Source organism: Plantactinospora alkalitolerans (genome assembly GCF_015690345.1).
In the GTDB taxonomy this organism is placed as follows: domain Bacteria; phylum Actinomycetota; class Actinomycetes; order Mycobacteriales; family Micromonosporaceae; genus Plantactinospora; species Plantactinospora alkalitolerans.
The window spans coordinates 1-12458 of record NZ_JADPUN010000144.1; the positions used below are offsets into that span (position 1 = coordinate 1).

Consider the following 12458-nt stretch of genomic DNA (forward strand, 5'->3'; position numbering starts at 1 on the left):
CCCCCGGGACCGCGCCCCGGAGCCGCCCCGGCCCGGGGACCGAGCCCCGGAGCCGCCGCGTCCGCCGCGTCGGCGGGCCGCAGAGTCGGCTCGGGGATCGGCGGGAGTTCCGGAGCCGACGCCCACGGAACCACTAGCCCCGCCACAGCCGGTGGCCGAGCACGTCGAGCCGCGGTCGTCGGCTCCAGCCGGCGCGGCGGCGATCCCTACGGACGGACGGCGTGCCGATGTCCAGACGATCGCGGAACGTGCTCCGACCGCCGACCCGCCGGCCGGCGTACCGCAAGCCCTGACCGAGGAAGCCGTGCCCGACGCGTACGTTTCACGTGAAACGCCGTCGCGTGACCAGGACGATCCCCCGTTGGCAATGGAGGCAATGCGCGCTGTGCAAATCCTGAACCCGAGCGGCGAGGTGACGATGCCGCGTCCGGACCGGCCACGGATCATGTGTGTTGCGAACCAGAAGGGAGGGGTCGGCAAGACCACCACGACGGTCAACCTGGCCGTGGCCCTGGCGCTGCACGGAAATCGTGTCCTCGTCGTGGACCTCGATCCGCAGGGGAACGCCTCCACCGGCCTGAACGTGCCCCATCATGCCGGTGTTCCGGACGTCTACGACTGCCTGATCGACAACGTCCCGCTGGCCGAGGTGGCGCAGGGCGTCGAGGGGATTCCTGACCTCTGGTGCGTACCCGCCACCATCGACCTGGCGGGCGCGGAGATCGAACTCGTGTCGGTGGTGGCGCGGGAGTCGCGGTTGGCCCGGGCCATCGCCGGCCATCCTGCCGAATTCGACTACGTGTTCATCGACTGCCCGCCGTCCCTCGGGCTGCTCACGGTCAACGCCCTCTGCGCCGCGCAGGAGGTACTGATCCCCATCCAGTGCGAGTACTACGCGCTGGAGGGTCTCAACCAGCTGATCAACAACATCAACCTGGTACGGCAGCACCTGAACCCCACGCTTGAGGTCTCGACCATCCTGCTCACTATGTACGACCGGCGCACCCGCCTGGCGGATGCGGTGGAGCAGGACGTCCGGAACCACTTCGGCGACAAGGTCCTGCAGTCCGTGATTCCGCGGAACGTGCGGGTATCGGAGGCTCCGAGCTACGGCCAGTCCGTCATGACCTACGATCCCGGATCGCGGGGCGCAACGAGTTACTTCGAGGCCGCCCAGGAGATCGCGATGCGAGGGGTCAAAGAGTCTGTTGGCCGCAATGTGTAGCTCGGTTGATTCGTCGGGAGGCGTGGCATGAAGAACCGTCCGCGGGGCGGGCTCGGTCGAGGTCTGGGCGCGCTGATCCCCACCACGGCGGAGCCAGTCTCTTCAGTGGTGACGGCCGAGCCGCCAACCGCCCGGCCGGAGCCTGCGGCGCCGCCGGCCGGTGAGAGCACCTGGGTGGCGCCGACGCCTGCGGCTCCGGCGCAGCCGTCGGGACCGGAACTCGCTCCCGTTCCGGGAGCTCGGTTCGCCGAGATCCCGCTGGACTCGATCGTGCCGAACCCCAAGCAGCCCCGGCAGATCTTCGACGAGGACGCCCTCGAGGAACTGAAGCTGTCGATCCAGGAGGTCGGATTCCTCCAACCGATCGTCGTACGACAGCTTCCGGACGACCAGTTCGAGCTTGTCATGGGCGAGCGGCGCTGGCGGGCGGCGCAGGCGGTCGGCCGGGAGTCGATTCCGGCCATCGTCCGGGACACCCGGGACGACGCGATGCTCCGGGACGCGCTGCTGGAGAACATCCACCGCGCCAACCTGAATCCACTGGAGGAGGCGGCGGCGTACCAGCAGCTCCTGGAGGAGTTCGGCGCGACGCACGACGAGCTGGCCCGACGGATCGGCCGGAGCCGCCCGCAGATCTCGAACACCATCCGGCTGCTGAATCTTCCGCCCGAGGTGCAGAAGCGGGTGGCCGCCGGGGTGCTCTCCGCCGGTCATGCCCGCGCCCTGTTGGGTTTGGAGGATTCGACGGCGCAGGAGGACCTGGCGCGCCGGATCGTGGCCGAAGGGCTCTCCGTACGGGCGACGGAGGAGGTCGTGAAGATGGCCGAGATCTCCCCCACCCGACCCAGTCCGGCGAAGCGGCGGGCCAAGGTGCACGCTCCGGGCCTGACCGATCTGGCGGATCGGCTGTCGGATCGGTTCGACACCAGAGTCAAGGTTGACATCGGTCGGAACAAAGGCAAGATCACGATCGAGTTCGCCACGGTCGACGACCTTGAGCGGATCGTCGGTGTCATCGGTATGGCGGAAGCCGACGCCCAGAACGACGACCTGGACTGATCACGGCGCCGTCGGTGCGACCGGGAGGGTCCTGACGGAACCCCTTCCCCGAGAGGGGGCCGGGTTCGCCAGGTTCCCGGAGCCGCCGGGCCGATGCCTTGGATGGCCACGATCTCCCACACACGGGATCGTGGCCATCCGTTTCTCCGGCCCGGCTGAGGTACACACCGTCCCGGGCCGAAGCCGCCGGCCCTCGTCCCCGCCGGCCCTCGTCCCTGCCGGGCGGGAGGCCCTGCCGGGCGGGCTGGCCCCGCCGGGCCCACGACGGGGCTGGGCGGTGTCCCGTTTCACGTGAAACCAGCGCGTCGAACCGGTGGGCCGGACGCTGCCGGTGTGCCGGACGGGTCCGGACGAGAACGTCGCCGGGAGCCGCTCGCGAGCATCGTGTCGATGGATCGTTCCGCCCTGCCGCGCGGCCCCGGTTTCCGATCCGCGGTAATCCACAGGCGTTGTCCACAGGCTGACCCCGTTTCACGTGAAACCGCGCGTGGAACGGGGTCCACGCCTGTGGACAACCGAGCCCAACTGACGCCGATCGTGCTGTTTCGGGACCGCGGACGCCCTCTCCGGCGCCGGTCGTGTCGCCAACTTCCGCCGTCCGACGAGGTCTCCGGAATCCCGATCGCCGGCAGCCGAAACAGGTAGGGACAGCGGTCTGAAACTCGGTTAGGGTCAGCCTCGTGTCCCACACCCCTCCTGCCGTACCGGACTTCACCAGGTGGCCCTCCTTTCCCTTCGAGGGCGACTTCCGGGTCAAGCAACTCGACGAGCCGGTCGCGGTCGAACCTCCGCGCAAAGGCGAAGGCTCCGGTGAGTGTCATTCCTGCAACGCTCCCGACGATGCCTACATCTGGGTCAGTGAGCGTTGGCGGGTGCGTGCCATGGACCGGCCCACCGGCCTGCCGATGGTGCTGATCCTCGAGTCCCGTTCTCATCTGGATCTGGGCGACCTGCCCAACCTTCTCGCCGCCGAACTCGGCGTGATGACGGTACGGCTGGAACGGGCGGTCCGCTCACTCGACGGGGTGGCCCGGGTGCACGTCAACCGTTGGGGTGACGGTGCCGAACACCTGCACCTGTGGTTTCTCGCCCGGCCGTACGGGCGGCTCCAGTTGCGGGGCACGTTCCTGTCCCTCTGGGACGACATCCTGCCGGCGATACCCGAGTCGCAGTGGCGGGAGAATCTGGCGATGGTCGCGGCCTGGCTCGCCGAGTTCGGTGGACGTCCACTGGCCGAGCCGCCCCGCATCCAGTGGCAGGCGCCGTCGAACCTGACCCAGCAGGCCGCCTCGGGGCGGGAGGCCGCGCTGTCAGGTGACGATCCCGCCGTGGCGCTCGCCGCGCAGTCGGCCGCGCCTCCGGCGGAGCCGCCGGAGGAACCGGCCCGGCCCGCCCCTGAACGCGAATCCTCCGGCGATCCGGCGACCCGGGCGTACTGAGAGGTACCCGGCGGGTCGTAGGAGCGTCAGCGGGTCCCTGAGCGGTAGGACGGCCCGGTGTGCCGCCAGGCCTTCGACGACGGGCCCCACCGAAGGTGTGTGGCAGCCGAGCGGACCGGGGGCAGCCACGGTCAGGACTGGCCGAGGCCCCGGCGCTGGGACGCGCGCGCCACCAGCGTGCGCAGCAGCTCGCCGAAGTCGAGTCCGGCGGCCGTGACGGCGAGCGGCAGCAGCGAGGTCTCCGTCATTCCGGGCGAGACGTTCACTTCCAGCACGTGGGGCCGTTCGGCCTCGTCGACGATCAGGTCTACCCGGGACAGGTCCCGGAGCCCGAGCGCGGAGTGGGCCGCGAGCGCGGTCTGGGCGACCCTGGCCGCCGCGACGTCCGACAGTCGCGCCGGGGCGTGCCAGGTGGTCAGGCCGGCGGTGTACCGGGCCGCGTAGTCGTACACCCCGTTCCGGGGAACGATCTCGACGGCCGGTAGCGCCTGTGGTCCGGTGCCCAGGTCCACCACCGAGACCGCCACGTCCATGCCGGGAACGTAGCGCTCGACGAGCGCCGTGCTGTCGTAGGCGAAGCAGCCCACCATTGCCGCCGGTAGCGCGGCCGGGTCCCGGACGACCGCGGCACCGAGGCCGGAGCCACCCTGGGTGGGCTTGATCATGAGGGGCAGTCCGAGCCGGTCGACGATCCGATCCAGTACGGCCACCGCCCCGAGTTCGGAGAACCGGTCGTGCGGCAGAGCCACCCAGTCGGGCGTCGGTATTCCCGCCTCCCGGAGCACCGCCTTCGCGGACGGCTTGTCCCAGGCCAGTCGGGACGAGCGGGCGTCGCAACCGACGTACGGCACGTCGCAGAGGTCGAGCACACCCCGGAGCGAGCCGTCCTCGCCGGTCGAGCCGTGCAGGGCGATCACGACCGCGTCCGGCGGGTCGTCTCGCAGGAGCGGAAGCAGGGCGACATCGGCGTCCCGCAGATCCGCCTCCACCCCCGCCGAACGGAGCGCGTCGAGTACCCGTCGACCGGACTTCAACGACACGTCCCGTTCGTACGACAGTCCTCCGGCGAGCACGAGGACACGCAGTTCGGCGGTTGCCTCCCGAGGTAGCGGAAGCGGCCAGTCTGCGGCGCGGGACGGATCGGCGGGGGAGTTCGTACCCATGCCGGAGATCATGCCAAGTCGGGACCCGGTACGTCCGCGCCGGCCTGCCCCCGACGGCTCCGGGTCGGCCCGACGACCGTGCCGAACACCTCGCGCATGGCGGTCTCCTGCTCCATCACCGTCGCCAACCGGCGGACACCCTCGCGGATCCGCTCCGGCGGAGGGAAGGAGAAGTTCAGCCGCATGTGCCCGGTGCCGGTGCCGTCGGCGTAGAAGCCGGTCCCGGGCACGTAGGCGACCCGGGCCGCGATGGCCCGCGGCACCATGGCCTTGGCGTCGAGGCCCTCCGGCAGCGTCGCCCAGACGAAGAGTCCGCCACCCGGCTCCGTCCAGCTGGTCCCGGCCGGCATGTAGTCGGCGAGCGCGGCGAGCAGCGCGTCGCGGCGCTCCCGGTACACCTCACGGTAGATCTTGAGTTGCTGGCGCCAGGGCATCGTGGACAGGTAGGTGGTGACAGCGGCCTGGGCGAAGGCACTCGGGCAGAGGATCTGCGCCTCGCTGGCGATGACCAGCTTGTCCCGTACGGCGTGCGGGGCCAGGATCCAGCCCACCCGCAGCCCCGGGGCGAAGGTCTTGGAGAAGGTGCTGAGGTAGAACACACCGTCCCGGCGGCGCGCCCGCAGCGGAGCCGGCGCCTCGTAGTCGAACCCGAGCTGGCCGTACGGGTCGTCCTCGACCACCAGCAGGCCGGCGCGTTCGCAGATGTCGAGTACCCGCTCCCGTCGCTCCTCGGTCAGCGTCACGCCGGCCGGGTTCTGGAAGGTCGGGATGGTGTAGAGGAACTTGGCCCGTCGACCCGACCGGGCGACCTCGGCGATGGCCAGTTCCAGCGCCTCGGGGATCAGGCCGTCGGCGTCCATCGGTACGTGCACCACCTGCGCCTGTGCGCTCTGGAAGACGCCGAGCGCGCCGACGTAGGTCGGCCCCTCGGCCAGGACGACGTCGCCGGGATCGAGGAACAGCCGGGCGATCAGGTCCAGCGCCTGCTGGCCGCCGACGGTGACCACCACGTCCTCGGGGGAGGCGCCGCAGCCGACGTCGATGCCGGAGAGCGCCATCACCTCGCAGATCCGTTCACGCAGTTCGAGCGTGCCCTGACCGATGCCGTACTGCAGGGTCGTGGTCCCCTGCTCGGCGGCGAGCTGGTTGAGCATCTCGCCGACCGCGTCGAGCGGCAGTGCGGCGATGTACGGTGCACCTCCGGCGAGCGAGACGACCTCCGGCCGGCTGGCCACGGCGAACAGCGCGCGAATCTCCGACGCTGTCATGCCGCGTACCCGCCGGGCATAGCGATCCGTGTAGTCGTCGAGCGTCGTGCCGGTCATGCCCTCTCCTCGCTGCGCTCGTCATTCTGACCTGCGACGCGGGGCCGGTCGATGCCTCCGGTCCGGTCGCCTCCATCGTGGTCATCTTGGCCGGGTCGGCTACCGGCCGCATCCCCGGCAGGGCGCGAACGGCACCTCGATCGCCGCATCCGCCACGTGTCCGCCCTCCGGAGCCCCGGTGTGCCGGGGACGGGTCGGGCGGCGGCCGGCAACTCCGCCGGTCGGCGCTCGTCGGTCGATCGTAATCCGATTGACCGTATCTGGCCCTCGCCCCAAGCGGTTGGTCCATATGTCGGACCGGTTGAGCTGCCCGTGGCGGCGTCTGACCGGGCGGTCCGGGCATCGCTGCCCCGATCCCCTCCCGAGTCGCAAGGTTCCGGCGTACGATCGCTCGTTGGGGGTAGGGACCGGAGATGGTGATGTTTGCGGCCTTTGGACCCCCGAGTAGGATTTTTTGGGGATGCGCCGATGTCGCGACGTCTGGTCAGTCTGACCCTGGACACACTTGAAGACCTGCCCCGGCCCTGCCGCCAGTGCGTGTACTGGGAGCTGGATCCGGTGGCGGCCGGGCGAGCCCGCGAGGCGGGTGATCCCGGCCTGGAGAAGGAGGCCTGGGTATCGCAGACCCTGCTCGAGTGGGGTTCCTGCGGAAAGCTGGCATACGTCGACGGTATGCCCGCCGGATTCGTGATGTATGCCCCGCCGGCCTACGTTCCTCGGTCGATGGCGTTTCCGACCTCACCGGTCTCCGCCGACGCCGCGCTGCTGACCACGGCCCACATCGTCACCGCCTTCGCGGGGGGCGGACTGGGCCGGATGCTCGTCCAGGGCGTCGCGCGGGACCTCACCAAGCGGGGGATCAAGGCGATCGAGGCCTTTGGCGACGCGAAGTTCGGTGACGCCGGTGAGGGGGCGGGCGGTTGTGTCGCCCCGGCCGACTACTTCCTTTCCGTCGGGTTCAAGACGGTACGTCCCCATCCGCGCTATCCCCGGCTGCGGCTGGAGCTGCGGACGGCGCTGTCCTGGAAGTCCGACGTCGAGTACGCGCTGGAGAAGCTGCTCGGCTCGATGAGCCCCGAGGGACTGCTCCGCCCCGTACGGCCGGCCACCCGTACGGCCGCCGGCTGACCCCGCCGGCCGGCATCGCGCTGGACGGAGGACGCCAGGTACCCGGTCAGTCGAGGGAGGCGCCGGCGGCGACCACCGCACGCAACTCGCTGACGTCGATCGAGCCGGTGGGCACGTCCTCCTCGACCGGGAAGTACATCCGCTGTACCGCCGCGACGACGGCGTCCACGACCCCGTCCCGGAACCGGGGGTCGGTCAGCCGGGCCAGATCGTCGGGCGAGGTGAGGTAGCCGACGTCGACCCGGACGGCCGGCATCCGGGTCAGCCGGAGCAGTTCCCAGGTCTTCGCGTGGATGTGGCAGTCGCGCAGGCCGGTCCGGGCCACGATCTCCCGCTGGACCAGGCCCGCGAGCCGTTCCCCGACGGTCGAGGTCACTCCGTTGGACGTGCCGTAGTGGTAGGTCGCGACGCCGTCCGCCTCCGGATTGGCGTGCCCGTCGATGTGCAGCGAGATCAGCAGGTCCCCGCCGAGTTCGTTCGCCAGGTCGGCCCGGGTCAGGTCGGTCAGCGGCGCGGCGGGGGCGGGGCCCCGGGTGAGGTGGACCCGCATTCCGGCGGCGGCGAGCCGGCCCTCGAGCCGGGCGGCGAGGTCGTAGGCGAGATCCGCCTCGGTCCAGCGCAGCGGACCGTCCTGGACGACGAATCCCGGGTCGAAGGGATCGTGTCCCGGGTCGATCACGATCACCTTGCCGACCAGGTTCGGGCCGGACTGCCGGAACGCGTCGGACTCGCGTAGCCACTGGGGGCGGCCACCAACCACCTTCCGCCCCAGGCGTCGCAGCGCGTTCATGGTCTGCGGCCCGCAGGCACCATCCGGCCCCAGGCCGACCTCGCGTTGGAACTGGGCGACCGCGCGGGACGTACGGGCGCCGTAGACGCCGTCCGCCCGCCCGACGTCGTATCCCATCTCCAGCAGGCGCTCCTGAAGCGTCCGGACGTCCTCGCCGATGAGCGGATCGGGAATCGCCTGGTAGAGCGTGCGGGCGCCGAGCCGCCAGCGGGCGGCGTCCAGGGCCCGCCAGGTCTCCGGGCCGACCTGCCCGTCGACACTGAGGCCACGGTCCTGTTGGAAGGTCCGGACCGCGCGTTCGGTCTCCGCCTCGAACTCGTCGGCCCCGGGCGGGCCACCGGCGGGAAGCAGGCTCAGACCGACCAGGACGGCGCGGATCTCGGTCACCGCGGGACCGCGGTCACCACGTCGGATCGGACGCACGGACGACCTCCCTCTGCGTGTCGGTGGCTGGTTGCCCGCCTAGGGGCAGGGCCGGGCCGATGCTGCCGACCGGTCCGGTAGACGGCTGGCGCTCCCCCGCCGGAATCGGCGGCCGGTCGACAAGGGGCTCGACCAATGCTGCCGATCACCCATCCGAGAAGGAACGCTTCCGGAGCGTACCGTGGCACCTTGTTCCCCGCCCGGCGTTGACCGTACGTGAGGCCGGCTACACCGTTGCCGAGCTGCGGAAATGCCCACCAGGGGAGCCGCCGGGAACGGAAGCGCCCGCATCCGAGGCTCGGATGCGGGCGCGGAACGTAGGCCGGTTCAGCGGCCTTACATCGCCGTTTCGATGAGCTTGATCAGGTCACCCTTGGGGCGGGCGCCGGCGACGGACTGGACCGGCTCGCCGCCCTTGAACATGGTGAGGGTCGGCACGGAGAGCACCCGGTAGGCCCGGGCGGTCTCGGGGTTCTCGTCGATGTTGAGCTTGACGATCCGGACCTTGTCCCCCAGCTCGCTGGCGATCTCCTCCAGCATCATGTCGACCTTGCGGCACGGTCCGCACCACTCGGCCCAGAAGTCCACCAGCACCGGCGTTTCGGACTGCAGCACGTCACTGGCGAAGTTGGCGTCGGTGACGGCGCTTGTTGCTCCCACTAGACCCTCCTCGGGTATTGCTCACTGCGGTGAGTTCAGTCTTCTTCCAACGTCGCGAGGAACCGCTCCGCGTCGAGCGCGGCGGCGCATCCGGTCCCCGCTGCGGTGATCGCCTGGCGGTAGGTGTGGTCGACGAGGTCACCGGCCGCGAAGACGCCCGGCACGTTCGTCCGGGTGGTCGGGGCCTCGACCTTCACATAGCCGTCCCCGTCCAGTTCCACCTGGCCCCGGAAGAGCTCGCTGCGCGGGTCGTGACCGATCGCCACGAACACCCCGGCGACGTCCAGCGTCTTGGCCTCGCCGGTGTGCGCGTTGCGCAGCCGAACCCCGGAGACCTTGCCGTCGTCGCCGAGCACCTCTTCGACAACGCTGTTCCACTCGACCTGGATCTTGTCGTTGGCCAGGGCGCGGTCGGCCATGATCTTGCTCGCCCGGAACTCGTCGCGGCGGTGGATGATCGTCACCTTGCTGGCGAACTTGGTGAGGAACGTCGCTTCCTCCATCGCCGAGTCGCCGCCGCCGACCACCACGATCTCCTGACCGCGGAAGAAGAACCCGTCACACGTCGCACAGGAGGACACACCGTGCCCGAGGTACTCCTGCTCGCCCGGCACGCCCAGCGGACGCCACGCGGAACCGGTGCTCAGGATGATCGCCTTCGCCCGGTACGCCGTCTCGCCGACGTACGCCGTGCTCACCGCGCCGGAGCCGGGAACGCCCGTGTCGGCCAGTTCGACCCGGGTGACGTCGTCGGTGAGGAACTCGGCCCCGAACCGCTCGGCCTGCTTGCGCATCGAGTCCATCAACTCCGGACCCATGATGCCGTCCGCGAAGCCGGGGAAGTTCTCCACCTCGGTGGTGGTCATCAGGGCACCGCCGGACTGCACGCCCTCGATGACCAGCGGTTTCAGGTTAGCGCGCGCGGCGTAGACCGCAGCCGTGTAGCCGGCCGGCCCAGAGCCGATGATGATCAGGTTGCGGACCTCGTCCACTGCCGTCTCCCGATGTATGTCTCTGCGCCACCGGCGCCTGGCGCCGACGGCGGTCCGAGCGCCGGCCATGAACCGCACCGGCACCTGCAAGCCTGAACGTCATCGTACGAACCGAGGATTCCCGAGCCGGTCATCCGGTGGGTCATGTCACTGCGTCGACGAAAGTGCCGATGAGGCGTTGTTTCAGCCTACCCGGGTCTGATATGCGACGTCGGCGCCAGAGGCCGACGTTCCGCAGTTCGGCCCGGTGGCCCAGGCCCAGCGGGCACCCGACCGGTCGGTGAAGACGACGACCAGAGCGGCCCGGCCCTGGAACGTGGCGTAGTCGACCAACTCGACCGCGATCGGTCCCTGCGCGTGTGTCGCCGCCACCGCGTCCAGACAGGCAGCCAGCACGGTCCGGTCGGCCAGTCGCTCCAGCCCCGAGACGTTCCGCGAGGTCGTGGGGGTCGCCGTCGCCCCGCCCATGAACGTTCCGGGCGATTCGGTGACCCGGTCGGGTACGTCGGCCCGTTGGCTCGAAGTGTTCTGCCTGGTCAGGGCGGAGGCGGTGTCCGGGAGCGAGGTGGGGGTGTAGTCGGTCCCCGTGGTCAGCACCCGCTCGGCGGACGGTTCGGTCACCGCCCGGGGCGGCCCGGAGCCGAGCGTCTGGACCTGCTCCGCGCCGCTGTCGGCCGAACTCGGCGCGGTACCCGCCGCGGAGTCCTCGGCGCTGCTGGTGACGAGACGACTGACCCCGAACCCGGCGAATCCGGCCACGACGGCGGCGATCAGGATCGGTCCCGCCATCCGTCGCACCCATTGCCTCCGCCGGCCGGGCCCTCGGGGCCCGTGGGACGGTGCGGTACCACCGGCCCGGCCCGGCCCGCCGGAGCGCCGGGGCCGGCGGACGAGGTGCCCGGTTGCGTCCACGTCCTCGGTTGCGTCCACGTCCTCGGTTGTGGCCGGGTCGTCGGTTGTGGCCGGGTCGTCGGTTGCGTCCGGATCGTCGGTGGAATCGGTCGAGGCGGCGGTCGCACCGGCCGGGGAATCGGGTACGGCGGCTGGTCCGGCGTCGTCGGACCGCGACGCCCGGGTGATCGCCGAGACGAGCCGTTCGGCCACCACGGGCGGCATCGAGACGGGCTCCGTGGCCCAGCCGGCCAGGTCGAGCCGTACCGCGTCGACGCCGACGGTCAGCGTCGCGTACGCGTCCGCCCACGCCTGGTCCTCGTCGATCAACCGGGCGAGTTCCGCCTCCTCCGGCGTGCCGTCCAGCGCGCCACCGACATAGTCGGCCAGCAGGTCGAGATCGACCTCGCCGAACGGGCCCCCGGTCACGATTCCTCCTGGTCCTGGTCGCGCAGGCCGTGGCTCTGGTCCTGCACCCGCCGCCTGTCCGCCCCGAGCCGGCTCGACCCTGATCGGACGCGGTTGCCGGGTCCGAGGTTCCCGCCGGTGACCGACGGCACCTCGGAGCCGGGCTGGGGACCGCCTCCCGACTCCGGGCTCCGGCCGGCTCCGTCCGAGCGCAGATGACCGAGGAGTACGGCGAGCCGGGCCCGGCCACGCGCGCAGCGACTCTTCACGGTGCCCTCGGCGACTCCGAGGATCTCCGCGACCTCGGCGACCGGATAGCCCTGCAGGTCTACCAGGACGAGGGCGGCCCGCTGTTCCATGGGCAGTTCCGCGAGCGCCTGCCGTACGACGAGAGTGGTGTCGTGATCGGTGGCCGGCGCGGCCGGTTCGACACCGCCGGTCCAGCGGCTGGTGCCGGTCGGCCGCGTGCTGTCCGGCAGTGGCACGGTGGGATGGGCCTGGCGCCGCCGGATCCGGTCCAGACAGGCGTTGACGACGATCCGGTGCAGCCAGGTGGTTACGGCGGCCTCGCCACGGAACCGCGCCGCCGCCCGGTGTGCGGAGAGCAGGGCGTCCTGGAGGGCGTCCGCGGCTTCCTCACGATCGGCGCTGGTGCGCAGTGCCACCGCCCAGAGCCGGTCCCGATGCCGGTGGAACAGGGTCGCGAACGCGTCCCGGTCACCGGCCACATGAGCCTGGAGCAGTTCGGCGTCACTGCGTTCCGCGTCGTCCGGCTGCGCGGCATCGGCGGGCTGCGCGGCATCGGACGGCTGCGCTGTGCCGGACGGCTGTGCCGCGCCGTCCGGATGTTTCGAACCGTCCGCCTGGATCGGCAGGTCGCGCGGCGGCGACGCCGGAAGGTCGTGCGGCGCGGGGATGCCGGGTCGGCCGGCCGGATCGGCGCCGTCGAGATTGT

General features: G+C 71.0%; 11 protein-coding genes. 4 read left to right on the forward strand and 7 right to left on the reverse strand.

Going from position 1 to position 12458, the window contains the following annotated elements:
- Positions 1–202: 202 nt before the first annotated feature.
- The 3 genes from I0C86_RS13800 to I0C86_RS13810 all read left to right on the forward strand — a co-directional run bounded on the left by I0C86_RS13800 (position 203) and on the right by I0C86_RS13810 (position 3723).
- On the forward strand, positions 203–1225 hold the full coding sequence (locus I0C86_RS13800; RefSeq protein WP_456319956.1) for a ParA family protein: 1023 nt from the start codon (positions 203–205) through the stop codon (positions 1223–1225).
- 27 nt (positions 1226–1252) lie between these two features.
- Positions 1253–2284 carry a ParB/RepB/Spo0J family partition protein gene (locus I0C86_RS13805; protein ID WP_196201643.1) on the forward strand — a complete coding sequence of 344 codons (1032 nt, stop codon included), beginning with the start codon at positions 1253–1255 and terminating at the stop codon, positions 2282–2284.
- A 680-nt stretch (positions 2285–2964) separates the two neighbouring features.
- Positions 2965–3723, forward strand: a complete 759-nt coding sequence (locus I0C86_RS13810) for a hypothetical protein (RefSeq protein WP_196201644.1) — start codon at positions 2965–2967, stop codon at positions 3721–3723.
- 131 nt (positions 3724–3854) lie between these two features.
- On the opposite strand, the gene I0C86_RS13815 is transcribed toward I0C86_RS13810, so the two are convergent.
- Together I0C86_RS13815 and I0C86_RS13820 are read right to left on the reverse strand one after the other, a co-directional pair.
- Positions 3855–4886, reverse strand: coding sequence for a D-alanine--D-alanine ligase family protein (locus I0C86_RS13815; protein ID WP_196201645.1), 1032 nt, complete (start codon positions 4884–4886; stop codon positions 3855–3857).
- An 8-nt stretch (positions 4887–4894) separates the two neighbouring features.
- Positions 4895–6211: an aminotransferase-like domain-containing protein gene (locus I0C86_RS13820; protein ID WP_196201646.1), complete on the reverse strand. Its 1317-nt coding sequence runs from the start codon at positions 6209–6211 to the stop codon at positions 4895–4897.
- 468 nt (positions 6212–6679) lie between these two features.
- Here I0C86_RS13820 and I0C86_RS13825 point away from each other — a divergent pair, with 468 nt between their 5' ends.
- Positions 6680–7339 carry a GNAT family N-acetyltransferase gene (locus tag I0C86_RS13825; protein WP_196201647.1) on the forward strand — a complete coding sequence of 220 codons (660 nt, stop codon included), beginning with the start codon at positions 6680–6682 and terminating at the stop codon, positions 7337–7339.
- Between the two features lie 46 nt (positions 7340–7385).
- On the opposite strand, the gene I0C86_RS13830 is transcribed toward I0C86_RS13825, so the two are convergent.
- From I0C86_RS13830 to sigM, 5 genes are all read right to left on the reverse strand, one after another.
- A complete protein-coding gene (locus tag I0C86_RS13830; protein WP_196201648.1) occupies positions 7386–8552 on the reverse strand; it encodes an N-acetylmuramoyl-L-alanine amidase in 1167 nt (388 codons plus the stop codon).
- Between the two features lie 336 nt (positions 8553–8888).
- Positions 8889–9212: a thioredoxin gene (gene trxA / locus I0C86_RS13835; protein ID WP_196201649.1), complete on the reverse strand. Its 324-nt coding sequence runs from the start codon at positions 9210–9212 to the stop codon at positions 8889–8891.
- 35 nt (positions 9213–9247) lie between these two features.
- Positions 9248–10204 (reverse strand): thioredoxin-disulfide reductase, encoded by a 957-nt coding sequence (trxB, locus tag I0C86_RS13840; protein ID WP_196201650.1) that lies wholly within the window; start codon positions 10202–10204, stop codon positions 9248–9250.
- A gap of 183 nt (positions 10205–10387) precedes the next feature.
- The gene (locus tag I0C86_RS13845) at positions 10388–11524 is read right to left on the reverse strand and encodes a hypothetical protein (protein WP_196201651.1); all 1137 of its coding nucleotides are present in this window, start codon (positions 11522–11524) and stop codon (positions 10388–10390) included.
- Entirely contained in the window at positions 11521–12372 is an 852-nt protein-coding gene (gene sigM, locus I0C86_RS13850; protein ID WP_196201682.1) for an RNA polymerase sigma factor SigM, read from the reverse strand. Before sigM ends, I0C86_RS13845 begins: the two co-directional genes overlap by 4 nt.
- Positions 12373–12458 lie beyond the last annotated feature (86 nt).